This window comes from Brevibacillus fulvus (assembly GCF_016908525.1).
Classification (GTDB): Bacteria; Bacillota; Bacilli; order Brevibacillales; family Brevibacillaceae; genus Brevibacillus_G; species Brevibacillus_G fulvus.
Genome location: NZ_JAFBEB010000004.1, coordinates 292,496 through 317,865, shown reverse-complemented (window position 1 = coordinate 317,865; position 25,370 = coordinate 292,496). Strand labels below are relative to the sequence as shown.

The 25,370-nt window shown below is 50.3% G+C and carries 29 protein-coding genes and 1 riboswitch; of the genes, 22 read left to right on the top strand and 7 right to left on the bottom strand.

Translation table 11 applies throughout. The features are described 5' to 3' along the window. Positions 1-294 precede the first annotated feature (294 nt). The 3 genes from JOD01_RS08575 (at position 295) to JOD01_RS08565 (ending at position 1,738) form a co-directional block, all read left to right on the top strand. The gene (locus JOD01_RS08575) at positions 295-924 is read left to right on the top strand and encodes an NUDIX domain-containing protein (RefSeq protein WP_204517836.1); all 630 of its coding nucleotides are present in this window, start codon (positions 295-297) and stop codon (positions 922-924) included. Between the two features lie 136 nt (positions 925-1,060). Then, positions 1,061-1,237: a hypothetical protein gene (locus JOD01_RS08570; protein WP_204517835.1), complete on the top strand. Its 177-nt coding sequence runs from the start codon at positions 1,061-1,063 to the stop codon at positions 1,235-1,237. Positions 1,238-1,282: 45 nt separating this feature from the next. Then, on the top strand, positions 1,283-1,738 hold the full coding sequence (locus JOD01_RS08565) for a PilZ domain-containing protein (RefSeq protein WP_204517834.1): 456 nt from the start codon (positions 1,283-1,285) through the stop codon (positions 1,736-1,738). A gap of 22 nt (positions 1,739-1,760) precedes the next feature. Here JOD01_RS08565 and gerQ read toward each other — a convergent pair whose 3' ends face one another. The 3 genes from gerQ to JOD01_RS08550 all read right to left on the bottom strand — a co-directional run bounded on the left by gerQ (position 1,761) and on the right by JOD01_RS08550 (position 3,362). After that, positions 1,761-2,240, bottom strand: coding sequence for a spore coat protein GerQ (gene gerQ / locus JOD01_RS08560; RefSeq protein ID WP_420829074.1), 480 nt, complete (start codon positions 2,238-2,240; stop codon positions 1,761-1,763). Positions 2,241-2,261: 21 nt separating this feature from the next. After that, the gene (locus tag JOD01_RS08555; protein ID WP_204517833.1) at positions 2,262-2,684 is read right to left on the bottom strand and encodes a cell wall hydrolase; all 423 of its coding nucleotides are present in this window, start codon (positions 2,682-2,684) and stop codon (positions 2,262-2,264) included. 117 nt (positions 2,685-2,801) lie between these two features. Further along, positions 2,802-3,362, bottom strand: coding sequence for a YqaA family protein (locus JOD01_RS08550; RefSeq protein WP_204517832.1), 561 nt, complete (start codon positions 3,360-3,362; stop codon positions 2,802-2,804). Positions 3,363-3,573: 211 nt separating this feature from the next. On the opposite strand from JOD01_RS08550, the gene JOD01_RS08545 reads away from it, so the two are divergent. From JOD01_RS08545 to rplT, 8 genes are all read left to right on the top strand, one after another. Next, positions 3,574-4,329: a spore coat protein gene (locus JOD01_RS08545; protein ID WP_204517831.1), complete on the top strand. Its 756-nt coding sequence runs from the start codon at positions 3,574-3,576 to the stop codon at positions 4,327-4,329. Between the two features lie 75 nt (positions 4,330-4,404). Further along, on the top strand, positions 4,405-4,623 hold the full coding sequence (locus tag JOD01_RS08540) for a hypothetical protein (protein WP_204517830.1): 219 nt from the start codon (positions 4,405-4,407) through the stop codon (positions 4,621-4,623). 136 nt (positions 4,624-4,759) lie between these two features. Further along, positions 4,760-5,866: a cyclic dehypoxanthinyl futalosine synthase gene (gene mqnC / locus JOD01_RS08535; protein WP_204517829.1), complete on the top strand. Its 1,107-nt coding sequence runs from the start codon at positions 4,760-4,762 to the stop codon at positions 5,864-5,866. 227 nt (positions 5,867-6,093) lie between these two features. Next, a complete protein-coding gene (gene ytxC / locus JOD01_RS08530) occupies positions 6,094-7,035 on the top strand; it encodes a putative sporulation protein YtxC (RefSeq protein WP_204517828.1) in 942 nt (313 codons plus the stop codon). Between the two features lie 307 nt (positions 7,036-7,342). After that, positions 7,343-9,265 (top strand): threonine--tRNA ligase, encoded by a 1,923-nt coding sequence (gene thrS, locus JOD01_RS08525; protein WP_239565310.1) that lies wholly within the window; start codon positions 7,343-7,345, stop codon positions 9,263-9,265. A 264-nt stretch (positions 9,266-9,529) separates the two neighbouring features. Continuing rightward, complete coding sequence (gene infC, locus JOD01_RS08520; RefSeq protein ID WP_204517826.1) at positions 9,530-10,033, top strand: translation initiation factor IF-3; 504 nt, start codon at positions 9,530-9,532, stop codon at positions 10,031-10,033. A gap of 28 nt (positions 10,034-10,061) precedes the next feature. Next, the gene (rpmI, locus tag JOD01_RS08515) at positions 10,062-10,259 is read left to right on the top strand and encodes a 50S ribosomal protein L35 (protein WP_204517825.1); all 198 of its coding nucleotides are present in this window, start codon (positions 10,062-10,064) and stop codon (positions 10,257-10,259) included. Positions 10,260-10,378: 119 nt separating this feature from the next. Continuing rightward, positions 10,379-10,738, top strand: coding sequence for a 50S ribosomal protein L20 (rplT, locus tag JOD01_RS08510; protein WP_204517824.1), 360 nt, complete (start codon positions 10,379-10,381; stop codon positions 10,736-10,738). 112 nt (positions 10,739-10,850) lie between these two features. On the opposite strand, the gene JOD01_RS08505 is transcribed toward rplT, so the two are convergent. After that, positions 10,851-10,973: a YjcZ family sporulation protein gene (locus JOD01_RS08505; RefSeq protein WP_338028542.1), complete on the bottom strand. Its 123-nt coding sequence runs from the start codon at positions 10,971-10,973 to the stop codon at positions 10,851-10,853. 144 nt (positions 10,974-11,117) lie between these two features. Beyond that, a riboswitch (SAM riboswitch) is annotated at positions 11,118-11,230 on the top strand. 83 nt (positions 11,231-11,313) lie between these two features. On the opposite strand from JOD01_RS08505, the gene JOD01_RS08500 reads away from it, so the two are divergent. Together JOD01_RS08500 and JOD01_RS08495 are read left to right on the top strand one after the other, a co-directional pair. Next, on the top strand, positions 11,314-12,468 hold the full coding sequence (locus tag JOD01_RS08500) for an aminotransferase class I/II-fold pyridoxal phosphate-dependent enzyme (protein WP_204517823.1): 1,155 nt from the start codon (positions 11,314-11,316) through the stop codon (positions 12,466-12,468). 22 nt (positions 12,469-12,490) lie between these two features. After that, positions 12,491-13,654, top strand: a complete 1,164-nt coding sequence (locus tag JOD01_RS08495; protein ID WP_204517822.1) for an aminotransferase class I/II-fold pyridoxal phosphate-dependent enzyme — start codon at positions 12,491-12,493, stop codon at positions 13,652-13,654. A gap of 60 nt (positions 13,655-13,714) precedes the next feature. Here the strand turns inward: JOD01_RS08495 and JOD01_RS08490 are convergent, their stop codons facing one another. Further along, a complete protein-coding gene (locus JOD01_RS08490; RefSeq protein ID WP_204517821.1) occupies positions 13,715-14,593 on the bottom strand; it encodes an SDR family oxidoreductase in 879 nt (292 codons plus the stop codon). 97 nt (positions 14,594-14,690) lie between these two features. Next, positions 14,691-15,107, bottom strand: coding sequence for an Rrf2 family transcriptional regulator (locus JOD01_RS08485; protein ID WP_204517820.1), 417 nt, complete (start codon positions 15,105-15,107; stop codon positions 14,691-14,693). Positions 15,108-15,763: 656 nt separating this feature from the next. Here JOD01_RS08485 and ilvB point away from each other — a divergent pair. The 5 genes from ilvB to leuB are packed head-to-tail and all read left to right on the top strand — an operon-like array spanning position 15,764 to position 21,767. Continuing rightward, the gene (gene ilvB / locus JOD01_RS08480; protein ID WP_204517819.1) at positions 15,764-17,497 is read left to right on the top strand and encodes a biosynthetic-type acetolactate synthase large subunit; all 1,734 of its coding nucleotides are present in this window, start codon (positions 15,764-15,766) and stop codon (positions 17,495-17,497) included. Continuing rightward, positions 17,498-17,995 (top strand): acetolactate synthase small subunit, encoded by a 498-nt coding sequence (gene ilvN / locus JOD01_RS08475; protein ID WP_204517818.1) that lies wholly within the window; start codon positions 17,498-17,500, stop codon positions 17,993-17,995. A gap of 40 nt (positions 17,996-18,035) precedes the next feature. After that, on the top strand, positions 18,036-19,028 hold the full coding sequence (gene ilvC, locus JOD01_RS08470) for a ketol-acid reductoisomerase (protein ID WP_204517817.1): 993 nt from the start codon (positions 18,036-18,038) through the stop codon (positions 19,026-19,028). A gap of 38 nt (positions 19,029-19,066) precedes the next feature. After that, positions 19,067-20,608 carry a 2-isopropylmalate synthase gene (locus JOD01_RS08465; RefSeq protein ID WP_338028541.1) on the top strand — a complete coding sequence of 514 codons (1,542 nt, stop codon included), beginning with the start codon at positions 19,067-19,069 and terminating at the stop codon, positions 20,606-20,608. Positions 20,609-20,663: 55 nt separating this feature from the next. Then, positions 20,664-21,767: a 3-isopropylmalate dehydrogenase gene (leuB, locus tag JOD01_RS08460; RefSeq protein WP_204517815.1), complete on the top strand. Its 1,104-nt coding sequence runs from the start codon at positions 20,664-20,666 to the stop codon at positions 21,765-21,767. 63 nt (positions 21,768-21,830) lie between these two features. On the opposite strand, the gene JOD01_RS08455 is transcribed toward leuB, so the two are convergent. Continuing rightward, positions 21,831-23,177, bottom strand: coding sequence for a TrkH family potassium uptake protein (locus JOD01_RS08455; RefSeq protein WP_204517814.1), 1,347 nt, complete (start codon positions 23,175-23,177; stop codon positions 21,831-21,833). A gap of 337 nt (positions 23,178-23,514) precedes the next feature. Between JOD01_RS08455 and JOD01_RS08450 the strand changes: the two genes are divergently transcribed. From JOD01_RS08450 to JOD01_RS08440, 4 genes are all read left to right on the top strand, one after another. Then, the gene (locus JOD01_RS08450) at positions 23,515-24,021 is read left to right on the top strand and encodes a MogA/MoaB family molybdenum cofactor biosynthesis protein (protein WP_204517813.1); all 507 of its coding nucleotides are present in this window, start codon (positions 23,515-23,517) and stop codon (positions 24,019-24,021) included. Between the two features lie 85 nt (positions 24,022-24,106). Continuing rightward, complete coding sequence (locus JOD01_RS19860; RefSeq protein WP_275581937.1) at positions 24,107-24,238, top strand: hypothetical protein; 132 nt, start codon at positions 24,107-24,109, stop codon at positions 24,236-24,238. A 120-nt stretch (positions 24,239-24,358) separates the two neighbouring features. Next, the gene (locus tag JOD01_RS08445; protein WP_204517812.1) at positions 24,359-24,982 is read left to right on the top strand and encodes a DedA family protein; all 624 of its coding nucleotides are present in this window, start codon (positions 24,359-24,361) and stop codon (positions 24,980-24,982) included. 3 nt (positions 24,983-24,985) lie between these two features. Further along, positions 24,986-25,357 carry a DUF1294 domain-containing protein gene (locus JOD01_RS08440; protein ID WP_204517811.1) on the top strand — a complete coding sequence of 124 codons (372 nt, stop codon included), beginning with the start codon at positions 24,986-24,988 and terminating at the stop codon, positions 25,355-25,357. Positions 25,358-25,370: the final 13 nt, after the last annotated feature.

Below are 25,370 nucleotides of genomic sequence, written 5' to 3'. Positions count from 1 at the left end.
ATATTCCATCACTCTTTCAATTCATTGTTACCGTATAATTCGGCAACACCGTGGGAAAAGCCTGCTTAGGCGGACTTTTTCACCGGACTTTTAGATTTATGCAAAAGGCTCATTAAAGAAAACAGATGCGTTAGAGGGATCAAATAAAGGAAACCAATTAACTGGTGGGTTGCTTATTTCTTATGTAAAATGAACATTTTAAATTTTTAAGAGTCTTTATTAAAAAATATAAGAATGGATATAGGAATTTAGGCGCAAAGCGTCTAAAATAATGATAGACAGGAGTGGAAAGTCGTGGCTGAGGAATATTTTGATATTTATGATGAGCAGTTGAATCATCTGGGAACTGCTCCGCGCAGCACTGTTCATCAATCAGGTTTTTGGCACCAGACATTCCACTGTTGGATCTACTTTCAACAGTGGAATGAGATGTATATTTTGTTTCAACGCAGACATCCCCGGAAGGATACGTTTCCAGGGCATTACGACATCACCTGTGCCGGACACTTGACCGCCGGCGAGCAACCGGAGGATGGCGTCCGCGAAATATCGGAAGAATTGGGGTTACAGGTGTCGTTTCACGATTTGCAACCGCTCGGGGTTCATAAACTGGTTAATTTGGACGGGCCGTTGGTTGATCGGGAAATCTCACATGTTTATGCGTACCGGTGTGCGCAGGCGCTTGACCAATATATCCTCCAGCCTGATGAAGTAAGCAGTTTGGTGAAAATGAATCTGGATCAAGCGCTGTCGCTCTTTTCGGGAACGCAGAGCTCAGCAATTGTCGAAGGAGTTGCATTACAGCCGGACGGGCAAATGACCTGTTTGTCCGAAACCGTGACCTTGACGGATTTTGTCCCGCATGGCGCTCCGTATTATTTGCAAGTATTGCAAACGATCCGCTCTTTCTGTCAAAAGGAATGAGGAACCAAATAAAAAAGCAGACCAGGGCAAACTTGCCGTGAGCGTTCAGCCCTTGCTTGGCAAACTTTACTGGTAATTTTTCGGAAATTTTTCATATTTATAAGTAAAGTTTGCGGCAAGGGAGGAGGAGGGCTGTTTGTTTGCGGTAGTTTTGCTGGTGCTGCTGCTGTTTATTTTGCTTTATTACCTTTCTGCACTTTTATTCCGCATGATCGATCATGATACGACGAAGTATGACATGACCTATTTATGGAGCAACTATCCGGTCACGTTACAGCAAATGAGACTTGGACAACAGAACAAACGAAAATGACCGGCGAAAAGCATAGCTTTCGTGAATGGAGAAGAGGTGAGACGCGTGAATGCTATCCAGAATGGGCAGAAACGGAAATTTTTCCGTCTAAGCCTTGACCCGCCACTGATCGCCAGGATGATCATCATCACGATCAACGGCAAGTCGCTGGAGACAGGCACTGCAGAAGTGTTAATCGACGATATTGCAGCAGGAGGTTTGCGTTTCCTGAGCAATTTGTCATTGCCTGTAGATTCCCGTGTCGTTTTGCAATTTGAAACGGAAGTTTTGGGACAACAGGTAAAAGTATACGGTCATACGATACGATGCAGCGAGATTATGGACGGTATCAAACAATACGGATTTTTGGTGACGATGGACGAAGAAAAACATGCCGAATTGGCCGCGTTAGTCAATAAACTGTCTATACGCTTGCGCAAACGGGTTCCCAACGGCAACTTTTATCTTGGCGACAAACTGCAATTTTTTAAAAACATGCAAAAACCCTCAGCTGAATCTTGAATCGGCTGAGGGTTTCTTGCGGTTACCGGATGCCTTGGGGCAGGCTTGGCGCTACATAGTTCAACGGTTCATCAAAGGTAATGTAATCCAGGTTAACCGTCAACAGTAAGTATCTCATTCCTGTTTGCGGATCGCTGATGATTATGTGATCCCGGCCGGCTGCTTCCAGCACGCCCCGGAAGACTTTGGCGTTCCATTGGCTGTTGTTCTCAAACGTCATGTAAATCGTCGCCACTTTGCCGAGATTCATCCGCAAAATATTTTCAACATACGATTGCTCAACTATTCCGCCTGGTGTACCGGGAATAAAGGTACCGCTAGGTTGTTGGGGCGTTACCATCATTTGCCCGCCCGGTTGCTGCAGGAATTGCTGTTGTGGAAACTGCTGCTGTCCGAACGGCTGGAACGGAACATTCGGTGTCGCGAACATATTATCCGTATAGGGAACAGAAGGATTTACCGGAAAACTGGCAAAACTTGCGCATGGGGATTGACTTACCATGATGTTCTTCTCTCCTTTTTTTTAAAAGACTCGTGGACATTGACTGGGCAACGGGTTGTAAAAACAATGGGCTTTGTATCGACCTGCATTCGGCTGATTGTACCAGGTACCTGGACAGCCGCCGGTCGGTCGGAAAAACCACAGCGCGTTCGTGGCGGGATGCTGTCTTTCGCCATTGACGACCCTTCTGGCTAACCGCCTATCCTTGTCACGCGCACGTTGGTAGAAATACGGTCTGTGTACGGATTCATAGCCGCCCGGTGACTGGAAAACCATTTGATTCACCGTTCGGATGTTTTCAAAATCCAAACAATTTGACCGAATCCGATTCACGCCGACATTTCCGACCATCAGCATGCCGAGTTCACCTTCGCCTTCTGCTTCTGCCCGCATCAGTCTGGCCAGCAAATCGATTCCCTTGCTATTCGTCTTGATAACCGCCATCGCTTCACCTCCAACTCGACATCACATTTACAATATATTGGCTAAGCGGGTTTAGGTGATTGTCTATGCGGAAAATCGCAAGAAAAAAACCGGGAGCTGGAGAGAAGCGCTCCCGGTTTATGTTTTCTGCCGTTTTTTCCAAATCAGCCAGCCGATGAACAGTACAGCGGCGACGGCGAGCAATCCGACGTCCAAATATTGATCCAGCAAGTCTTTTGCTTGTTGTCCATAGAAATAAAACAGGAGACCGATCAAGTAAAATTTAACGCCGCGACCAATAATCGCGAACAGCATTAACTTTACCAGCGAATAACCAAATACACCGGAGAGAATCGTAAACACCTTGAATGGAATCGGGGTAAACGCTCCAATGATGACAGCCGCATCCCCATTTTTGCTGAAGATCGCGGTTGCTTTTTCCGTCCACTTTTCGGGAAGAATTTTACGCAAAAGCGGCTTTCCCAGCCATCTGCCAAGCAAAAAGCCGATCGGAGCGCCCAGCACAGAACCGGTAAATGCGAGTGTGGAAAAACGCAAAGCTGAAGATGGTTCGACCAGACTCATGGCGATTTGCAGAAAAAATGGCGGAACGGGAATGATAAACGAATCGAGAAAGGCAAGGGTAAACAAACCCCAAACGCCGTACTGCATAAAAATTTGCGTAATTTGCTCAAACATGGAATTCTCCTTCGGTTTAAAATAACGAATCGTTCTTTTGCGAACAATCAAGCTTGTTCGTATGGTTTTATTATACAAGAAACAAGCCTGCTCCTGTAGTTTTACTCTATGAAGGAGCGGATAAAATCAGACTTTTCGCGGCAGATTTGCATTCAGATGAATGGTTTTGGGGAATACTGCTAAAAGCTGGAAAGGCAAAGGAGGGAATCAGATGGCAAATCAACCGTATGGTGCACACGAAATCATAGAACTGCACGAAGTGTTGAACGGAACGATCGATGCGATCAACACATTGCAAATGTATAAAGGGTTCGCTCGCGACCCGGAATTGCAGCAAATGGCAACGGTGCATATCCGCTTTATCACAGACGAATACAATCAAATTGTCAATGTTGTCCATGGCTTGGGGGTGCCGGAAGCGATCCCTTACCGGCCGCAAACGGCAACGACTCAAGCGAGCGGGCCATCCTGGTATCAGGACAAGCTCTTGATGAACGGTCTCGATGATCGCGATGTCACATCGGCGATGCTCGGCTGCTATAAGTCAACGGCACAAATCAAATTTCGCGCTGCCTTGGAGACGGCTTCGTTGCCGATTCGGAATCTGCTGTTGCAAGCGGCGACCAACGCAGCCAATTTGGCATACGAAACCTGGAATTATATGCAAAGGCGCGGCTATTATCCGCTTGTCTCTTTGTCGGGGGCGTCAAGCGCACAGTTGCTGCGGGGCTATCAGCCTGTGCAAAACGTAAGTCCGCCGATGTTTGCGCCGATTCCGCCAGGCGCTTCTCCGATTCCGCCAGCACCGTATTCCGGAATCAACGGCCAGGAGCATTCGTTTGACCAAACGCTCCCTGAATCGTTCTCTTCGGTCAATGACGTGAACAATCTGAGCATGGGCGGAAATGCAGCGGAAGAGCAGCCCGAACCTGCGGCGCGGAAACGAACGAAGAAAGCGGGCGAGTGAAATTGGCTGTTGACGCATTGAAACGTTGTCCACTACTATAAGGGTACATCTTAAGCTCTTTTTAGGAGGGTACCCATGAAAAACATCGGTTCGGGAAGTGTCACCTTTTATGCTCCAGACGGCAGCAAGCTGCAAATAAAAGGGGAGGTTCAACTTTACGCGGAGCGGGTAGTCGTAACAGAGTTTATTTACTTTAACGGTAAGCCCAATGGAGCGCGGGAATATAATTTGCCTCTTGCCCAAACCGTTGTTCAATGGGAGCCTGAAGTATACGAAGAGATCGGCTTTGAATAGGCAAATAGCCTTGGTTTCTGCATTTTGCGGGACAAGGCTATTTTTCTTTTGCGTTCAGCAACCGGTTCAAATATAGCGGCAAAGGTTTACTTATGTTACGATTAATCTGGAATTTGCAGGAGAGGAGTGATCGATTTTGATCGATAAAATTTTAGAAAGAGCTGTTGCGGGGGAAAGGTTGGGACTGGAAGACGGTCTTGCCTTGTTTGAAAGTGATCAAATTGAGAAAATTGGCCACGCTGCCAACCAAGTCATGCTGAAATGGCATCCGGAACCGATTGCGACATTTGTTATCAGCAGAAACATCAACTATACCAATGTTTGTGATACATATTGCCGTTTTTGTGCGTTTTACCGGCCGCCCGGCTCCAAAGAGGGATATGTTTTGCCGACCGAGACGATTTACCAAAAAATACAGGAGACCGTTGATGTTGGCGGTACGGAAATTTTGATGCAAGGCGGAACCAATCCGGACTTGCCGTTTGAGTACTATCTCGATTTGCTGCGGGGAATTAAACAGCGTTTCCCGAACATTACCATGCATTCATTCTCGACGGCAGAAGTCCAGAAAATGGCGCAAGTTTCCGGACTCAGCGTTGAGCAGGTGTTAATCCAGCTGAAGGAAGCCGGTCTTGATTCCTTGCCGGGAGCGGGCGGTGAAATTCTCGATGACCGTACGCGGCGCAAAATTTCGCGTTTGAAAGGTTCCTGGAAAGACTGGATCGACACGCAGAAAACGGCGCATCGCCTCGGCCTTCCCGGAACGGCGACAATGGTGATCGGATTTGGCGAAGAATTGGAAGAACGGGTTCTTTCGCTGATGCGGATTCGTGAAGCACAGGATGAAACAAAAGGATTTACCGCTTTTATCACCTGGCTGTTCCAGCCCGACAATACAAACATGAAGGCGGTCAACAACACGCCGGAGGAATATTTGAAGGCGTTGGCGATCAGCCGCTTGATGCTGGACAATGTTGCGAATTTGCAAGCTTCCTGGGTAACGGTAGGACCGGAATACGGCAAGCTGTCTCTTTCTTACGGAGCGAATGACTTCGGTCAGACGATGATGGAGGAAAATGTGGTCTCTGCTGCGGCTTGCACATACAAGGTCAACACCAACCAGATTTTGCAGCTGATCCGCGAAGCTGGAAAAATTCCGGCGCAGCGCGACACGCAATATAATATTTTGCGCGTATTCCAAGATGGGGAAATAGCCGAAAAAGATTTCGTGATGCAAAACTGAGTTTCATTGTCGCACGCAGGGCGAGCCGCTGCTCCTTTGCGCAAATATCGAAACTCGCATAAATCCACTGATGATTCGGTGGATTTTTTGTTTTATCGCGCTTGGCCACGACAGTTTGACTACTGCGCATCCGGCTCACCCGACGCCCCCCTTTTCCAACTGTTTGAAAGTATAACGAGGCAGACGGGACATATACTGTTAGTACAAATAAAGGGGGGTGAGGAAGCTTGCAGACGATTTCTGTCTATCTTCCAAAGGATCAATCGGCTTGCCAAACTTATCGGGATTTGGTCGATACCCTGTTGCAACAGCTCCAAACTTACCCAGTCGTTATTTCTTACAGAGAAGAAATGCTGCAAGATGATCATTTGTTCCGGTTTCAAAGCTGGTGCCATGAAGAATATACATGTGAAACGAGAGATCGCGTGCGAGTGTTTGTCGCCATCACCATCGCGGAATGGATCAAACGGGTTCGGGAACCGCAGCTTTTAGAACAATATGTGGAACAGGATTGGCTGATTGAGACAGCGGAAGAAATAAGTGAAATTCTTCCTTTTGTGCAGCGTATCCTGGATGAACCGATTCCCGGCGAGGAAAAAGGTGCGGCGAAAGCGATCTTGCGCAAGGCAAAACTGTATCGCAAAGTGTTTGAATATCTGCAGGAAAACGGCGAGATGATTGTCGAAGGCTTCATCCGGTTTCGCCTGAAAGATTACCAGCATGAATTGCTGGAAGCGGTCGAGCTGGGCATCGACGATTATCTTGAGGAAAAACACTATCAAGAGTTTGTGGAACTGCTGAAGTATTTGATTGCCATTCAAGAAACCCGTTACCAACTCGTTCATGTCGTGCCTCATTCGTACAAGCAGTATCAACTGTACGATCAGGCGGGAACAAAAATTCAGCTCGAGCAGTTGGATGCCGTTTTTCATTCCGGCGAATGGAAACGCCGTGAGGAAGATTATTTGATCAGCGCCCTGGTGACGATTGCGCCGCAAACGATCGTGTTTCATTTGGCCGATCAGAAACAAGCGCTGGTCCAAACGATTGGTACGATCTTTGAAAACCGGTTGGTTTATTGTTCCTCATGCGCCTATTGTTTAACCAACAAAAATGGAGCAAAAGCGATTGAACCGAGACTTGACGCCAACAACCCAACTCATCTATAATACATAGCAATCAGATATGTACAATGCGATGAGAAGGACATGGACACTGCGTCAGTCGCTTTCAGAGAAGATAGGCCATGGCTGCGAGCCTACTAGTGAACTTGCTGTTGTCTACCCCCTTCAAGCAGCGCCGGGAACGAAGACGAACAAGCTGTCTTTCAGTATCGGTACGCCGGTGAATGCCGTTACCTTTATGGAGAGACTGCCGAACCATGCTGTTTGGTTTGTCTAAAGTAGGGTGGTACCACGAGAACGACACTCGTCCCTTTTGGGATTGAGTGTTTTTTTATTTTCAAAAAAAGAGAGGATGAAAAAAGTGGCAAACGTGAAGATTTCGTTTCCTGATGGAGCAGTGAGAGAATATCCTGCCGGAACAACGGTTGAGGATATCGCCGGTTCGATCAGCGCCAGCCTGAAGAAAAAGGCGATTGCGGGAAAAATCAATGGAAAAGTGGTTGATCTCTACACTCCGCTTAACGAAGATGCAGCGGTCGAAGTCGTAACGCTCGATTCCGCAGATGGGGTGGAGGTCTATCGCCACAGCACCGCCCACTTGCTGGCCCAGGCGGTCAAACGGATTTACGGTCAAGAGGTGAAATTGGGCATCGGACCGGTTATTGAAGACGGCTTCTATTACGACATGGATTTGCCTGTTTCGCTCAGCCCGGAAGATTTGGGCAAAATCGAAGCGGAAATGGAAAAAATCATCAAAGAAGATTTGCCGATTCGCCGCAAAGTCGTTTCCCGCGAGGAAGCGCTCGAAATTTTCCAAGGGATTAACGATCATTTGAAACTGGAGCTGATTCGCGATCTGCCGGAAGATGCGACCATTACGATCTACGAGCAAGGCGAGTTTTTCGACCTGTGCCGCGGCCCGCACTTGCCTTCGACCGGCCATATCAAGGCATTCAAGTTGATGAGCGTTGCCGGTGCCTACTGGCGGGGAAATTCCGAGAATCAAGTGCTGCAGCGGATTTATGGAACCGCTTGGCCGAAAAAAGCCGAGTTGGAAGAATACCTGCATTTTATTGAAGAAGCGAAAAAACGCGACCACCGCAAACTGGGGAAAGAGCTGGAACTGTACATGTTCTCGGAAGAAGCGCCGGGCATGCCGTTCTATTTGCCCAACGGCTTTACCGTTCGCAACGAGCTGGAACAGTTCTCTCGTCGCCTGCAACGGATGGCGGCCTATACCGAAGTGCGCACTCCGTTTATGATGAACCAGCGTCTTTGGCTGCAATCGGGCCACTGGGATCACTACCATGAGAATATGTATTTCTCCGAAGTGGATGATACGACGTTTGCCTTAAAACCGATGAACTGCCCGGGACATATGCTGATCTATAAAAACAAATTGCATTCGTATCGCGATTTGCCGATCCGCTACTCCGAATTTGGACAAGTGCATCGCCATGAATATTCCGGTGCGCTCAACGGGATGATTCGGGTCCGCACTTTCTGTCAGGATGATGCCCATGTCTTCGTGCGTCCGGACCAAATCGAAAGCGAGATCAAGAACATGATCGCGCTGATTGACAAAATTTACGGCGTGTTCGGTTTTGAATATTCCGTGGCGCTCTCCACTCGTCCGGAAGATTCGATGGGTTCCGACGAACTGTGGGAACTGGCGGAAAGTTCACTGCGACGCGTATTGGATGAAAGCGGTTTGCCATATGATGTCAAGGAAGGTGACGGCGCGTTTTACGGACCAAAAATTGACTTCCAAATTACCGATGCACTGAAACGCCGTCATCAATGCGGTACGATTCAGCTTGACTTCCAAATGCCCGAGAAATTTGACCTCTCCTATGTCGGCCAAGATAATGAAAAACATCGTCCGGTCGTTTTGCACCGCGCCATGTTTGGCTCGATGGAGCGCTTTATCGGGATTCTCGTCGAGCATTACGCCGGGGCATTCCCAACCTGGTTGGCACCGATCCAGGCTCGGATCATGACAATCAACGAAGCGCATTTGGACTATGCGCAACAAGTGATGCAAAAATTGCAGGAAGCCGGCTTGCGCGTCGAATTGGATGCGCGTAACGAAAAGATCGGTTATAAAATCCGCGAAGCGCAAGTGCAAAAAATCCCGTACATGCTGGTAATCGGTGAGAAAGAGGTTGCCGATGGCACGCTTTCTGTACGGAGACGCGGCGTGGGCGATGAAGGTGCTCATACGGCAGAGCAGTTGATTGAGAAGATCACGGCTGAGATCAAGGAATATAAGTAAAAGTATTGACAAGGTACTTGGTAAGCTGTATGATTACTAAGGTATAACCACTACTTCGAGATTACAAGCAGAAGCGCCCAGCTTCTCACCTGAATCGACGTCCTGGCAATGGATTGTTGATGGGTTCCTCATTTGCAAAGCATCCAATTCAGCAGTTGTTTTTGCTAGGTGAGATATGTGCGGGCGCATATGCGTTCGCACATTTTTATGTTTCTTAGGTCTCTCGAAAGTCGATGGAGGTGGCAGGTTATTAGCAAGGATCAGATGTTAGTGAACGAAGCGATTCGTGCCCGCGAGGTTCGGTTGATCGGACCAGACGGTGCGCAGTTGGGAGTCGTGCCACTCAAGGAAGCATTGCGTATCGCGCAGGAAGCCGATCTCGATTTGGTGAATGTGGCTCCGACCGCAAAGCCTCCCGTTTGCCGTGTGATGGACTACGGAAAGTTCAAGTATGAGCAAGCGAAAAAAGAGAAGGAAGCACGGCGCAATCAAAAGACGATTGAAATCAAGGAAGTACGCTTTTCTTCCAACATTGAGGAGCACGATTTTCAAACGAAGCTTCGCAATGTCCGCAAATTTCTTGAGGACGAAGACAAGGTAAAATGCACGATCCGCTTCCGTGGACGTGAAATTACCCACTCCGAAATCGGTCAGCAAGTGCTGGAACGTTTGGCTGCTTTGTGCGAAGATATCGCTACCGTTGAGCGCAAGCCAAAAATTGAAGGCCGGAGCATGATTATGATTCTGGCACCGAAATCGGAAAAGTAAACAGGGAAGAAGACAGGAGGATTTTCACATGCCTAAAATGAAAACTCATCGTGGCGCAGCAAAACGTTTCAAAAGAACCGGTTCCGGTAAACTGAAACGCGATCATGCGTATACTAGCCATTTGTTTGCCAACAAATCTACCAAAGCAAAACGTCACCTGCGCAAAGGTTCGACTGTTTCCAAAGGTGACCAAAAACGCATTGAACAACTGGTGACTTACCTGTAAGCCGTTTTGCCTGACAGGAAGTCTGGATTTGCAGCATTTCGAAAGAACAAGAATACACGCAGCATGAGCTCCCTAAGCGTCGATCAGACCGCCATGCTCGAAGATCAGGAGGAATTCGTATGCCAAGAGTTAAAGGTGGCATTGTAACACGTCGTCGTCATAAGAAAATTTTGAAGCTGGCTAAAGGTTATTTCGGTTCCAAACACCGTCTGTTTAAATCGGCTAATGCGCAAGTGATGAAATCCTTGCTGTATGCATACCGTGACCGTCGTCAAAAGAAACGCGATTTCCGCAAACTGTGGATCACTCGGATCAATGCGCAAGCTCGCATGAACGGTTTGTCCTACAGCCGTTTGATGCACGGCCTGAAAGTGGCTGGCATTGAAGTGAACCGCAAAATGCTGGCAGATCTTGCTGTAAACGATAAAGCCGCTTTCAACGAACTGGCTTCCGTTGCAAAAAGCAAATTGAATGCCTAATGGAGCCATAAAAAACACCCGATTTACTCGGGTGTTTTTTTGCATCAAAGCAGCAATTTGTCACGTTTCTCCTAATCAGAGTGTCCAACCGTCTTAGAGACGGCGGGCTCGATTAGTCGATCGCCTCTGCGATGATGACCAGCAAGATGAACAGCACCAAGACAAGAAAGAAATCGTCGCCAAAGAATCCACCGGACATGCTGATTCCTCCTTTTGAAGTTCTTGAGGTTTTCACCTCGCTTTAACATATGCGACTCTGCCATGCGGGGTATAGACAAGGTGCTTAAGTTGTGAAGAAATGGATTTTCTTCCAGATGGCATTGACAGAGCGGCCGCCTTTGAGTAATATATAGACAATTCCAAAAATTGAATAGCAAACTTCTTATCAAGAGAGGCGGAGGGACTGGCCCTATGATGCCCGGCAACCAATCTTCCATGTTGTGGAGATATGGTGCCAATTCCAGCAGAGCAGCAAGCTCTGAGAGATGAGAAGGAATTGCTTGCGGATAACCGTAGTCAAAACCTTCTTTCACTCAGAAAGAAGGTTTTTTTTGATGGGAAGAGGGGGAACCGATATGAGAGTGGAGACCAAATTGGCGCAAATCGGGGTTGGGAGAGAGCGAACGACCGGAGCGATCAGTTTTCCGATTTACGCCTCAACAGCTTATCAACATCCGGGATTGGGAGAAAGCACAGGCTTCGATTATACACGAACGGCCAACCCTACCCGTTCCGTTCTGGAACAGGCGATTGCCGACTTGGAGGGAGGAGCGGCTGGTTTCGCCTGTTCATCAGGCATGGCAGCGATACAAACGATTATGGGCCTGTTTTCGCAAGGTGACCATCTGATCGTTTCGCTGGATCTGTATGGGGGAACCTATCGGTTGTTTCAGCAAGTGCTCAGCCGGTATGGCCTGTCGTTCAGTTATGTTGATTTCCGTCAGCCAGAGCAACTGGTTGAAGCGATTCGCACCCATCCCAATACACGGGCTGTATTGATTGAGACACCGACCAACCCGCTGATGCAGGTTACCGATATCCGAACAACTGCCAAGATAGCCCGACAGCACGGATTGCTTACGGTCGTCGACAACACTTTCCTGACTCCGTATTATCAACGGCCGCTAACGCTCGGCGCAGACATCGTGTTTCACAGCGCCACCAAATATTTGGGCGGACATAATGACGTGCTGGCCGGTCTGATTGTGGCAAAAGATGAAGGAATCGCCGAAAAAATCCGATTCTTGCATAATTCCATCGGTGCTGTGCTGAGCCCGCTGGACAGCTGGTTGCTGATCAGAGGAATGAAAACGTTGGCCGTCCGCATGGAGCGCCATCAGGCTAACGCTGCGCAAATCGCCCGCTTCCTGCTGGAGCGGGACGATGTGCAAGATGTGTTTTATCCGGGCTTGGAACAGCATGACGGACACTCCATTTTGTGCGAGCAGGCCAGCGGCTTCAGTGGCATGGTCTCATTTCGCTTGCGATCGGCGGATCAGGTGCCGCGGTTTTTGCGAGCACTTCGCCTCATCTCGTTTGCGGAAAGTTTGGGAGGTGTAGAGTCGCTTTGCACCTATCCGGCGACGCAAACGCATGCCGATATCCCGCAGGAGATCCGCGAAGCTGTCGGTGTTTGCGACCGATTGCTTCGTCTGTCGGCAGGGATTGAACACATTGAGGACCTGTTGGACGATTTGGCGCAAGCCCTAGATGCCGCCAAAAATGAATGATGAACGACGAGGAGGAGTAACGATGAATTTTGCCACCAGCTTGCTGCACAGCGCCTGTGGAATGGATAAACGGACGGGAGCATCCAGTGTTCCGATATACCAGGCTTCGACTTATCACTACTTTGACATCGATCAGCCGGGAAGATATGATTACGCCCGTTCCGGGAATCCGACCCGGGAAGCGTTGGAAGAGACGATTGCCCTGTTGGAAGGGGGAGCGCGCGGGTTTGCCTTCGCTTCCGGAATGGCGGCTGTGTCCAGCGTTTGTCTGCTTTTTTCCGCCGGGGATCATTTAATCGTGGCTGAAGATGTGTACGGCGGAACGTTTCGCTTTTTGACCCGCATTTTGACCCGTCTTGGCATTGATGTCACTTTTGTTGACACTACCCAGCTGGAACAAGTGAGCAAAGCGATTCGTCCGCAAACGAAAGGCATCTATCTGGAGACTCCCTCCAATCCGATTTTGAAGGTGACCGACGTGGCCGCCATTTGTCAGCTTGCTCGCAGCCATGGCTTGCTGACGATTGTCGACAATACGTTTCTGACCCCTTATTATCAACGACCGTTGGAGTTGGGGGCGGATATAGTTATTCACAGTGCGACCAAATTTATCGGCGGGCATAGCGACGTGGTCGCTGGCTTGGCGGTGGTCAAAAGCGCGGAGCTCGCGGAAAAACTGTATTTAATTCAAAATGGTTTTGGCGCAGTGCTCGGGGTGCAGGACAGTTGGCTGGTGATGCGAGGATTGAAAACGTTGAAAACCCGTTTGGATGCCAGTACGGCGAGCGCGCAAAAGCTGGCGGAATGGCTGCAGCTGCAGCCGCAGGTGAAGAAGGTCTACTATACCGGCTTGCCCGATCATCCGGGTCATCACATCCAGCTGCGGCAAGCTTCCGGACATGGAGCAGTCCTGGCCTTTGACGTCGGCAGCAGGGAAAACGTCAAGCGCTTGTTTGCTGCCTTGCAAATCCCTTTGGTGGCGGTCAGTCTCGGGGCAGTGGAAAGCATTCTTTCTTACCCGGCGATGATGTCCCATGCGGCCATGCCGCCAGAGGAAAGAGAACAGCGCGGCATTACCGAAGGTTTGTTGCGTCTTTCGGTCGGATTAGAAGAGTTCGAGGATTTGCAGGCTGATTTTGCCCAGGCATTGCAAACGTTGCTGCCAGCCGCTTCGCTTCCGGGTTGATCAGGGAAAAGCGAAACCGGCCTGACGGAACAGTTCCGCAGGCCGGTTTTTGATGTGCGTTCATTGCTTTTGACTTGAAGCGATTTCGCCAACGAGCTGGCTGAGCGCTTCGTGAATGGGTGTTGCCGGGCGGCCAAGCACTTTTTCGAAATCGTCGCTCTCGACTTCCAGCGCTCCTGCCCGGATACCTTTCTGAATTTCGACCAGCATCGGAATGACAAAGTCAGGAACGCCTGCTTCTTTCATGATGTCGGCATAAGCGGCGTCATCAACCTGTTGCACCGCGACTTCCTTCCCCAAAACGGCGCCGACCGCAGCGGCCAGTTCGGCTTGCGTCAACAGCTCGCCGGACAATTCGTATATTTTATTCTCGTGTCCCTCGCCAGCCAGCACGGCTGCCGCTGCTTCGGCATAGTCACGTTGCAATGCCCAGCCGACCTTGCCCGAGCCGGCAGCAGTCACCCAAGGCGCTCCGGCCAGTGCTGCTTGGATACTGCCAGTTTCGTTTTCCAGGTACCAGTTATTGCGCAAAAAGCAGTATGGAATGCCGGTTTCCAGGATGGCCTCTTCGGCAGCGCGGTGCGGAGGCGCGAGAAACAACGTCGTCTCGCTCGCATTCGCCAGACTGGTATAGGCTATAAATTGAACCTGCGCCTGCTTGGCCGCAGCGACCGCGTTTGTATGCTGACGGATTCTCGTTTCATTGTCTCCATCGGCAGAGATGATCAACAGCCGATCAATTCCAGCAAACGCAGCAGCCAATGTTTCCGGGTGGTCAAAATCTCCCTGCCGCACTTCAACGCCTTGTTCCTGCAATCCCTTCGCTTTCTCCGGGTCGCGAACGCTGACGGCCAATTGGTTTGCCGGTACCGTTTTCAATAACGTTTCAACTACTTTAGAGCCCAATTTTCCGGTTGCCCCGGTCACTAACATTTTCATTGCGTTTTCCTCCTAAAATTTGATAGTAACCATTTTTGTTATAACAATTTTGGTTATAACTTGTGTATAAAATAAAAGCCCAGCAAAGAGCTTTTACTTATCGAAATCTTTCAGTCAATTGGCGCAGCGTCGTTTTAGCCAGCCTGTTTTCCAGGGCTGTTTGCGCTGCTTTGAACTCCGCCTGCAAAACATGCTCAATATTTCGCCCGACCGGACATTGCACATTTGCTTCTTCGTGGATGCGAAACAATTGGTCGCCTTCAATCACATTGACAGCACGATAAATATCGAGCAACGTAATTTGCTCAGGTTGCTTCAGCAAGGAAGCGCCTCCGACTCCGGGGCGTACTTCCAGCAGCCCGGCTTTCTTCAACATGCCCATAATTCTCCGGATGATTACCGGGTTTGTATTGACGCTGGTGGCGATGAAGTCGCCCGTACAGTCGTGCGGATTGACCGCGATCAAGGAAAGAATATGCACTGCAATGGAAAAGCGGCTGCTGATCTGTCTCATCAAATGATCACCTACTTGTTGTAACCATATTAGTTTCAACGAAAGAGGAAGTCAAGGGAAATATTGCAATATTGCCCATTTGACAATACTGTGACAGTCCTGGCGTCAAGATGAACCGCTTGTCTGCCGCCAGACAGCGAGCCAGCAAATAGTAAATCATAGGATTTGTATGCGCTTACAATATAGTAGAATCAAGAGGTTTATCAATTTGAGTGATCGGTCGTTCGGCAGAAAGTTCTGAAAAATTCAGCGGATTTCATTGACACCCCTTAAAACGCTGGCTATAATCAGTCATAACATTTAACTTTTCAGACAACAATAAAAGATTTTGACAATTAAATCATATAAGACGATCTAGCGATGACGAGGATATGTTGTTCCCACTTTCTTCACAGAGAGCCCGGTGTGCTGAGAACGGGCAGGAAAGCGAACAATAGCTCACCTCAGAGCCGTCTGCTGAAATCATCAGAGAGTAGGTTAGACCGATTGACGCCCGTTAGCGTGTCGCAGTCATTGACTGTATGAGGTCAGCATGCCGCGAGGATGTTGACAAAATTGGGTGGTACCGCGAAACCCTTTCGCCCCAAGCAGACATGGAGAATATGTCGGGGATGGAAGGGTTTTTCTTATTTTTAAATACTAAGGAGGAGAGCACGATGAGTATTGGAGCCGCCACGTTGAGAGAACTGAGAAATTTGCCTGAATTGAAACTTGGCGAAGAAATTACCGGTGCGGAAACCCTGCTCCGCTGCTTGATCTTGGAGCAGGTCGAATATGTATTTGGCTATCCGGGTGGGGCTGTATTGCCGATTTATGACTCGCTGTACAGCAGCTATCTCAAACATATCCTGACTCGCCATGAGCAGGGAGCGATCCATGCCGCTGACGGATATGCCCGGGCTACCGGGAAGCCTGGCGTCGTCATCGCAACGTCCGGTCCGGGGGCAACCAACCTGGTGACGGGAATTGCCACCGCGCAAATGGATTCGATCCCGCTCGTCTGCATCACCGGCAATGTGGCGCAAAACCTGATTGGAACCGACGCGTTTCAGGAAGCCAATATCACGGGCATCACGCTGCCGATTACCAAACATAACTACTTTGTTCGCGATATTCGCGAATTGCCCAAGATCGTCAAGGAGGCCTTTTACATCGCCACGACCGGGCGACCAGGCCCCGTCCTGATCGACATTCCAAAAGATGTTTGCAATATGAAAGCGCCGTTCTATTACCCGGAATCTGTGCAAATTCGCGGTTACCAGGATACGCTGGTGCCGAGCGATGAAGACGTGGCCACCTTTATTCAAAGCATTCAATGGGCCAAAAAGCCGGTGATCATGGCCGGCGGCGGCGTGCTGGCGGCAGGAGCCGACAAAGAGTTGCTGGCTTTTGCGGAAAAGGCGCGGATTCCGGTGATCAACACCTTTATGGGTTTGGGCAGCTTCCCGGGTGATCATGAACTGGCGCTGGGCATGCCTGGCATGCACGGCAGCTACACGGCCAACCAGGCTTTGCTCAATGCCGACTGTGTCATCGGCATGGGCGTCCGCTTTGACGATCGCATCACAATGGGGCGGACGAAAGAATTTGCGCCTAAAGCTGCCATCGTTCATATCGACATCGATCCGGCAGAGCTGGGCAAAAACGTGACTGCCGCTGTGAGCGTAGCGGGAGATGTCAAAAGCACGCTGGAAAAAGCGATTCCGCTGGTGCGGGCCTGTGATTCACAAGCATGGATCGACCAGTTGAAAGAATGGCAGCAAGCTTATCCGTACCGGTACAGCAAAGGAGAGCAACTGAAGCCGCAAGAAGTGATCGAGCTGCTGTACAACACGACCAAAGGGGAAGCGATTGTAGCCACGGATGTCGGGCAGCACCAAATGTGGGTCGCCCAATACTACAAGTTTAAAAACGCGCGCTCGCTGATTTCTTCGGGCGGCTTGGGGACAATGGGTTTCGGTTTTCCGGCAGCGATCGGCGCGCAGATCGCTCATCCGGAAAGAACCGTGATCGCGGTGGTCGGCGATGGCGGATTCCAAATGACCAACCAGGAGCTGGCGATCGTCAAACAGTATCAAATCCCGGTAAAAGTGGTCATCGTCAACAACCAGGTGCTGGGGATGGTCCGCCAGTGGCAGGAAACGTTCTACGACAGCCGTTACAGCCAAATCGATCTTTCCTGCAGCCCCGACTTCGTCAAGCTGGCTGAAGCTTACGGCGTAAAAGGAATGCGAGCAAGCAGCCGGGAGGAAGCGGAGAAAGTATGGGCGGAAGCATTGGCATATGACGGGCCGGTTGTCATTGATTTCCGCGTGGCCACCGGGGAAAACGTCTGGCCGATGGTGGCACCGGGAGACACCTTGGATCAAATGGTAATGGGGGACGAGTAAATGCAGCATACGATCGCCTTGTTTGTAAATGACCAACCCGGAGTATTGACGCGCGTCGCCACTTTGTTTGGCCAACGCGGATTCAACATCGACAGCATCACGGTAGGCGCGAGTGAAGAAGCGGGCCTATCCCGGATGATTATTACGACAACGGGAGACGATCATCAAATCAATCAATTGATGAAACAGCTGACCAAACTGATCGACGTCATCTCCGTAACCAACCTGAGCAAAAATCCGTTTGTGTCCCGCGAGCTTGCTTTGATCAAGGTTAGCGCCAAACCCAGCCAGATGGTGGAGTTAAACGGCATTATCGAACCGTTCCGCGCTTCCATCGTCGACATCGGTCCGAATTCCTTGATTATTCAGGCGACTGGGGATACAGAAAAGATCGATGCCTTGCTTGTTCTGTTAAAAACATACGGGATCATCGAACTGACCCGCACCGGGTCGATGGCGATGGCCCGCAGCAATGTCGTTGAAGCAGCAAGTATCTAATTTATCCAATAAATAATCCAATTTCAGGGAGGAAACAATCATGGTAAAAATGTTCTACGAAGCAGATGTTAACAAAGAGGTTTTAAATGGAAAGACAATCGCGATCATCGGTTACGGCAGCCAAGGGCATGCCCAAGCGCAAAACTTGCGCGACAGCGGTTGTAAAGTAATCGTCGGGTTGCGCCCGGGGAAATCTTGGGAGCAGGCGGAAAAAGACGGTTTTGTCGTGTGCTCGGTGGCGGAAGCAACTCGCCAGGCTGATTTCGTGCAAATCTTGATGCCGGATGAAAGACAGGCGCAAGTGTACCGCGATGAGATTGCTCCGAACCTCAAACCCGGCAGCACGTTGAGTTTTTCGCACGGTTTTAACATTCACTTTGGCCAAATCGTACCGCCAGCAGACGTGGATGTCGTGATGATCGCGCCGAAAAGCCCGGGACATCTCGTACGCCGTGTTTACGTAGAAGGTTTTGGCGTACCATCGCTGATCGCTGTACATCAAGACCACTCCGGTCAAGCGCACGCCAAAGCTTTGGCTTACGCAAGCGGAATCGGCAGCACTCATGCCGGTGTCATTGAAACTACCTTCCGCGAAGAAACAGAAACCGATCTGTTCGGCGAGCAGGCTGTTCTTTGCGGCGGTGTTTCCGAACTGGTGAAAGCGGGCTTTGACACGCTGGTGGAAGCAGGTTACAAACCGGAAATCGCCTACTTTGAATGCTTGCATGAGTTGAAACTGATCGTTGATTTGATGTATGAAGGCGGATTGGCGCGGATGCGTTACTCCATCAGCGATACTGCCGAATATGGCGACTACAGCACCGGCCGCCGGATTGTTACCGATGAAACCCGGGCGGAAATGAAAAAAGTATTGCGCGAAATCCAGGATGGAACCTTTGCTCGCAACTGGATCTTGGAAAATCAGGCGAACCGTCCTTCGTTCAACGCCCGTCGCCGTTTGGAAAGCGAGCATGGCATTGAACAGGTTGGCGAAAAATTGCGCAAGATGATGTCCTGGTTGAATAAAGAATAACGACAAATAAGCAAGAAAACGGATAAATCAAAACGGAGGTGGAGAGTATGCGGAAAATTGAGATCTTTGATACGACCTTACGGGATGGCGAGCAATCTCCAGGGGTGAATTTGAGTTTAAATGAGAAGCTGGAGATCGCATTACAACTAGAAAGACTGGGCGTAACGCGGATTGAGGCCGGTTTTGCCGCAGCCTCTCCCGGTGATCAACGATCAGTTGCGGAGATTGCGTCAAAAATAAAAAATTCCACAGTCGTCAGTTTGGCCCGTGCGGTGAAACACGATATGGATCAGGCGTATGAAGCGCTGCGCCATGCGGAAAGCCCATGTTTGCACGTATTTTTGGCCACCTCGCCGATCCATCGGGAATACAAACTGAAAATGAGCAAGGAGCAAGTGCTGGAGAGGGCGGTCGAAGCCGTTCGCTACGCGAAAAAATACTTTGACCAGGTGGAATTTTCGGCAGAGGACGCGGCACGCACAGAAATTTTGTTTCTCGCTGAGGTAGTGCAGGCGGTGATCGCGGCAGGGGCAACGATTGTCAACATTCCGGACACTGTCGGCTATATGACGCCAAAAGATTACGGGAACATTTTCCGTGAACTGCAGCTTCGCGTAGCGGGCATTGAAAATGTCAAACTGAGCTGTCACTGCCATGATGATTTGGGGATGGCCGTTGCCAACAGTTTGGCCGCGATCGAAGCAGGCGTTACCCAGGTGGAAGGGACGATCAACGGCATTGGCGAACGGGCCGGGAACGCGGCATTGGAAGAAGTTGCCCTTGCGCTCGAAACGCGCAAAGATTATTACCAGGCGACCACCTCCCTGAATCTTCGCGAAATTGCCCGTACCAGCCAACTGGTCAGCCGTCTTACCGGGATGATTGTGCCGGGGAACAAAGCGGTTGTCGGGGCCAACGCATTTGCCCATGAGTCGGGCATCCATCAAGACGGCGTGCTGAAAGAGGCAAGCACGTATGAGATTATCAGACCGGAAACGGTCGGCTTTAAGTCCAACCTGCTGGTGCTGGGCAAACACTCCGGCCGGCACGCTTTCAAGGAAAAGCTGAACGAACTCGGTTACCAGCTGGAGCAGGCGGAGATCGACAAGGCGTTTGCCGATTTCAAAGTGCTTTGCGACAAAAAGAAAGACATTACAGATGAAGATATTCGCGCGCTCGTCGATACGAAAGTAGCTGCTGTTTCCGAAACGTATCAGCTGGAATCGATTCAACTCAGCTACGGCAATCTGTCTGTGCCAACGGCAAGCGTCCGCCTCGTTCGCCAGGATGGCAGCACATGTGAAGAAGCGGCTACCGGTAACGGTTCGGTTGACGCGATCTATAAAGCGATCGATCGTGCCACCGGCGAGGAGATTACCCTGATCGATTACAAAATCAACTCTGTTACGCACGGAAAAGATGCTTTGGGCGAAGTATTCGTGCAACTGCAGCAGGGAAACGTCAGTGTCACAGGGCGGGGCGTCAGCACCGATATTTTGGAAGCGAGCGCGATTGCCTATGTGCGGGCAATCAACAAAATCGTCGAACGGCGCGGCGAATCGGTCGCTGCAACAGTTTGACCGATGGCCTTGACGACGAAACGAAAAAGATCGGTTCATTAGGGGAGAGACGAGGATGAAGAGCACATATACAATTGCTGTTCTGCCGGGCGATGGAATTGGACCGGAGATTGTAGCAGAAGCGGTAAAAGTACTAAACTTTGTGGCTGAGCGAACAGGGATTACCCTGGAAATCAAGTACGGACGCATCGGGGGAATTGCCATCGATACAGATGGTGTCCCTCTCCCTGAAGAAACGGTTGCGACATGCAAAGCGGCCGATGCCGTGTTGCTGGGTGCTGTTGGCGGACCAAAATGGGACCAAAACCCGGGCCATTTGCGCCCGGAAACCGGGTTGCTGGGCATCCGCAAGCAGCTGGGGCTGTTCGCCAATGTTCGTCCGGCCACTATGCACCCGACTTTGGTAGCTGCTTCGTCACTCAAACCGGAAGTCGTGTCCGGGGTAGACCTCGTTGTCGTTCGGGAATTGACCGGCGGGATTTATTTTGGCGAGAAAAAACGCTACACGACGGAAGATGGGCGCGAGGCGGCAGTCGATCAATGCATCTATCACGAAGACGAGATCGAACGTATTTTGCGGGTAGCATTCGAGCTGGCGCGCAAACGGCAAAAACGGGTGGTCTCGGTAGACAAGGCCAACGTATTGGAGAGCTCCCGCCTGTGGCGGAAAGTGGCCGAGCGGATTGGCGCCGAATATCCCGATGTGGAACTCAGCCACCAGCTCGTCGACTCTTGTGCCATGCAGCTGGTGCGTGCGCCGAAACAATTTGACGTGATCGTGACGGAAAATATGTTTGGCGACATTCTCAGCGACCAGGCGGCCATGCTGACCGGTTCCATCGGCATGCTGGCGTCTGCCAGTCTGGCGGATGGAAGCTTTGGCCTGTACGAACCTGTGCACGGTTCCGCTCCGGATATTGCCGGACAGGGCATTGCCAACCCGTTGGCGACCATTCTTTCGGCAGCGATGATGCTGCGTCTGTCGCTCGGATTGGATGAAGCCGCAAATGCGGTGGAAGGGGCGGTTTGGGCCGTGCTGGAAGCCGGACATCGTACCGGTGACATCGCCGAAGATCGCAGCAATGCGATCGGTACGATCAAGATGGGCGAGCTCGTACTGGCTGAACTGGAAAAACAGTTGGCTGCGAAGACCGTTTAGCTTCTAACGTTGAAAAACGAAAAAACAGGCGACCGCTGTTGGCAGTTCGCCTGTTTTTTTTTGTTAGCCAATCATGATTTTTCCTTTCGGATAACGGAAATATTCTTTCTGCTTGCGCTGTGCCAAGGCAAAAGCGATGGTGAGCGGACCGAGCCGGCCGGCAAACATCGTCAGCATGATGATAATTTTGCCGATGGGTGACAAATGCGGCGTCAATCCCATCGACAAGCCAGTCGTGGCAAAGGCGGATGTAGCTTCAAACAAGATCATCAGAAAATCGATTCCTCGCTCGGTTACGGTCAGCAGCATCGTGACGAGCATGACAACAAACAATCCGCTGACGGTGACCGTCAAGGACTTGTAAATCATGCTGGGCAAAATTCGCTGGCGAAAGAAAATGACATCTTCTTTTCCTCTGATTTGCGAAAAAACCGCGCCGAGCAGGGTGGCAAACGTGGTTGTTTTAATCCCGCCGCCGGTTGAACCGGGGGATGCCCCGATAAACATCAGGAAAATGATCAAAAGCAGTGTCGTTTGCTGCAGATCACCGATGCTGAGCGTATTCGAGCCGGCGGTCCGCGGCGTCACCGACTGATAAAGGGAAGCGAGCACTTTTCCGACGAGAGACAATGGCTGCAATGTCTTCGGATTGGTATATTCCATCAGAAAGATCAGGACGGTGCCGAAAGCAAGCAGAAATGCCGTGGTGGCCAACACTACTTTGGCATGCAGCGATAACCGCTTGGTGTGGCGGTATTCATACAACTCACTCATCACAATAAAACCGATCCCGCCCAGAATAATCAAGGTACAAACGACAAGATTCACGAGCGGATCTTCTACATAGTAGGTGAGGCTGGCGAAGTCACCCATCAAGTCAAATCCGGCATTGTTAAAGTTGGAAATGCTGTGAAAAAAGCCATAGTAGAAGGCTCTGCCCGCCGGCATGTCAAACGAAAAGCGCCAACCGAGCAGCAAGCCCCCCGCGGATTCAATTGCTATCGTAAAGAGCATAATCCTTCTGGCTAACCGGACGACACCTTCCATGGAAACCTGGTTCAGCGATTCCTGGAGCAGCAGCCGTTCGCGCAGCGAAATGCGTTTTCCGACCAAAAAGGCGAAGAAGGTGGAAAAGGTCATAAACCCTAAACCGCCAACCTGGATCAACGATAAAATGACCAACTGGCCGAACAGGGTAAACGTTGATCCGGTATCAACGACAACCAACCCGGTGACACATGTCGCCGAGGTGGCGGTAAACAATGCGTTCAGCCATGACAGGCCAAGACCGTCGACGGTTGCCGCCGGCAGCGTTAACAAAAAGGCACCGAGGAAAATAATCAGGGCAAAGCCCAAGACCAAAATTTTGGGCGGATCGAGATGAAACGTATCAAACAGTCGTTTAACCATATGTTCATACCTCGAATCTGATTCAACTTGGGCAAAACAAAACGAAGCAATCGCTTCATGCTTAGTATGCTGCCAATCGTCATGAATAGCAATGATCTTTGGCCAGTACGATAAAGAAGGTGGCTGGCAAGTTTTGAATACTGCAAGTATACTGAACTGGGAATTGCCTGAAAACAGGTTTCTCTGTTTTTCTATGGCAAATGGAGTGGATTTGCCGGCCGGGATGTTTTGACGGCGGAGAAACAGAGCCGTAGAATAGAGAGAACGATGAAAAATAAGAAAAATAAATCAGAAACAAATAAATCAGAAACAATTCGGGGGAAAGAGGGAGAAATCCATGAGCACGGCAGAGCATAAAAAAGCTGCGCCTCAGTCGGTCGTTTGTATGGTTATTACCGTCTCGGATACGCGGGATGAAACAACAGACAAAAGTGGCCAATTAATGATGCAACTGTTGGAACAAGCAGGTCACCAAACCGCCTTATATCAAATCGTCAAGGACGAACCTGCCGAGATCACATCCGCGATCGAAGCAGGGCGCAGGCATCCCGCCGTTCAAGTGATCCTGTTGAATGGGGGAACAGGTATTTCCCCCCGCGATACCACTTATGAAGCGGTCCAAGCATTGCTGGAAAAAGAAATGCCGGGCTTTGGCGAATTGTTTCGGATGCTGAGCTACCAGGACGATATCGGCTCAGCGGCCATGCTCAGCCGGGCGATCGCCGGCACTTACAGGGGAAAAGCGATCTTTTCCACGCCCGGTTCTACCGGAGCGGTCCGTCTCGCCATGGAGAAGCTGATCATTCCCGAGTTGGGCCACGTTGTCCGGGAATTGCATAAATGATCGGATTGAGTTTCGTTTGCTGGTGCCATGCGGCCTTTGTTATAATGTGGACTTAGGGCAAACGAAACATGCGCTGATCTTTTGGATGTCTATGATCTGGACCGGACTGACCGGTGAGGGGTTCAAGGGCGAACTGGCCCGCAACCGCCAACAAACGCTTTCGATTTCCGGAAGCGTTTTTTTCGGGGAACGTGCGCTGCCGGCAGGACAGCAGTGAACGTTTGATGAGCATACCATTTCATACAGCTTGTTGTGAATGTGGCTTTTTGTCGGTAATCAACTGACGGTTGGTTGTCGATGTTTTGCGCCCAGGCAAGCGGTAAGGGGATACAACTTTATGCACATGAACATGCTTATGTCGATCATCGAGCATTACGGATATGTAGCCATATTCTTCTTGCTCTGGCTGGGCATCGTCGGCCTGCCGATTCCGGATGAATTGGTGGTCGCAACGGGCGGTTTTTTAGGTTCGATCGGCCTGCTCGATCCGTTCTATGCGTTTTTGTTTGGCTATCTGGGCGTTTCTTCCGGATTGTCGATCGGCTACTTCCTGGGCAAATGGTTTGGGAAACCGATCTTGGACTGGCTCTCAAAAAAGGAAAAAATGGAAAAGACCATACAACGGTCTACCGCGTTAATACATCGATACGGTACGTATTCACTCTGTTTCAGCTATCTGTTCCCGGTAGTTCGCCATCTGGTTCCGTATATTGTGGCAATGGGGGGAATGACCTATCGGCGGTACGCGCTGATCGCCTATCCGATCGGCTTGTTGTGGACAGCGTTCTTTTACTTCCTTGGCCATTTTTTTGGCAAAAGCATGGAATCGATCGTTGAACTGACGCGCCGATACGGTTTTTATGCGCTGGGAGCAGTTGTGCTCTTGATCGTGCTCCTCTTGATTGTGCGTCGACTGGTACGGACGAACAAATCGTACAATACGGAAAAAGAGGGGGAATAAGTCATGCGAATCGAGGCCAAGCTGCAAAAGCACAGACGGGTTCGCAACGGCTGGTTGGCGGCAAGCTGGGTGCTGTTTTTGGCTGGCTGGGCAGCGGGCTGGCCGAGCCTGTGGGGAACAGGGCTGCTTTTGGTAAATGGATATGCTCTTTGGTTGATGGCAACTGATAAAAAATCAGCGAAAACAGCCCGGTTTCGCATACCTGAGGGAAGCCTGCTGCTGCTCGCAGCCACAGGCGCTCCTGCGGGGATATTGCTGGGGATGCTGTTGTTTCACCACAAAACAAAACATCGAATGTTTCAAATCATCCCACCGCTCTGTTTCCTTATGTATGTGGCCGTGTTTGGTTACTGGTTAATTGGACAAAATTTTTAGGAGAGACGAAACG

Bases quoted from the DNA above. Each gene is read 5' to 3' on its own strand.
- JOD01_RS19860 (WP_275581937.1), top strand. From the start codon at position 24,107: ATGTCTATGATCTGGACCGGACTGACCGGTGAGGGGTTCAAGGGCGAA.
- JOD01_RS08540 (WP_204517830.1), top strand. From the start codon at position 4,405: ATGAAAAACATCGGTTCGGGAAGTGTCACCTTTTATGCTCCAGACGGC.
- JOD01_RS08445 (WP_204517812.1), top strand. From the start codon at position 24,359: ATGCACATGAACATGCTTATGTCGATCATCGAGCATTACGGATATGTA.
- JOD01_RS08545 (WP_204517831.1), top strand. From the start codon at position 3,574: ATGGCAAATCAACCGTATGGTGCACACGAAATCATAGAACTGCACGAA.
- ilvN (WP_204517818.1), top strand. From the start codon at position 17,498: ATGCAGCATACGATCGCCTTGTTTGTAAATGACCAACCCGGAGTATTG.
- JOD01_RS08550 (WP_204517832.1), bottom strand. From the start codon at position 3,362: ATGTTTGAGCAAATTACGCAAATTTTTATGCAGTACGGCGTTTGGGGT.
- JOD01_RS08555 (WP_204517833.1), bottom strand. From the start codon at position 2,684: ATGGCGGTTATCAAGACGAATAGCAAGGGAATCGATTTGCTGGCCAGA.
- JOD01_RS08495 (WP_204517822.1), top strand. From the start codon at position 12,491: ATGAATTTTGCCACCAGCTTGCTGCACAGCGCCTGTGGAATGGATAAA.
- ilvC (WP_204517817.1), top strand. From the start codon at position 18,036: ATGGTAAAAATGTTCTACGAAGCAGATGTTAACAAAGAGGTTTTAAAT.
- rplT (WP_204517824.1), top strand. From the start codon at position 10,379: ATGCCAAGAGTTAAAGGTGGCATTGTAACACGTCGTCGTCATAAGAAA.
- JOD01_RS08450 (WP_204517813.1), top strand. From the start codon at position 23,515: ATGAGCACGGCAGAGCATAAAAAAGCTGCGCCTCAGTCGGTCGTTTGT.
- JOD01_RS08490 (WP_204517821.1), bottom strand. From the start codon at position 14,593: ATGAAAATGTTAGTGACCGGGGCAACCGGAAAATTGGGCTCTAAAGTA.
- JOD01_RS08455 (WP_204517814.1), bottom strand. From the start codon at position 23,177: ATGGTTAAACGACTGTTTGATACGTTTCATCTCGATCCGCCCAAAATT.
- thrS (WP_239565310.1), top strand. From the start codon at position 7,343: ATGAAAAAAGTGGCAAACGTGAAGATTTCGTTTCCTGATGGAGCAGTG.
- gerQ (WP_420829074.1), bottom strand. From the start codon at position 2,240: ATGGTAAGTCAATCCCCATGCGCAAGTTTTGCCAGTTTTCCGGTAAAT.
- JOD01_RS08440 (WP_204517811.1), top strand. From the start codon at position 24,986: ATGCGAATCGAGGCCAAGCTGCAAAAGCACAGACGGGTTCGCAACGGC.
- JOD01_RS08485 (WP_204517820.1), bottom strand. From the start codon at position 15,107: ATGAGACAGATCAGCAGCCGCTTTTCCATTGCAGTGCATATTCTTTCC.
- JOD01_RS08500 (WP_204517823.1), top strand. From the start codon at position 11,314: ATGAGAGTGGAGACCAAATTGGCGCAAATCGGGGTTGGGAGAGAGCGA.
- ilvB (WP_204517819.1), top strand. From the start codon at position 15,764: ATGAGTATTGGAGCCGCCACGTTGAGAGAACTGAGAAATTTGCCTGAA.
- infC (WP_204517826.1), top strand. From the start codon at position 9,530: ATGTTAGTGAACGAAGCGATTCGTGCCCGCGAGGTTCGGTTGATCGGA.
- rpmI (WP_204517825.1), top strand. From the start codon at position 10,062: ATGCCTAAAATGAAAACTCATCGTGGCGCAGCAAAACGTTTCAAAAGA.
- leuB (WP_204517815.1), top strand. From the start codon at position 20,664: ATGAAGAGCACATATACAATTGCTGTTCTGCCGGGCGATGGAATTGGA.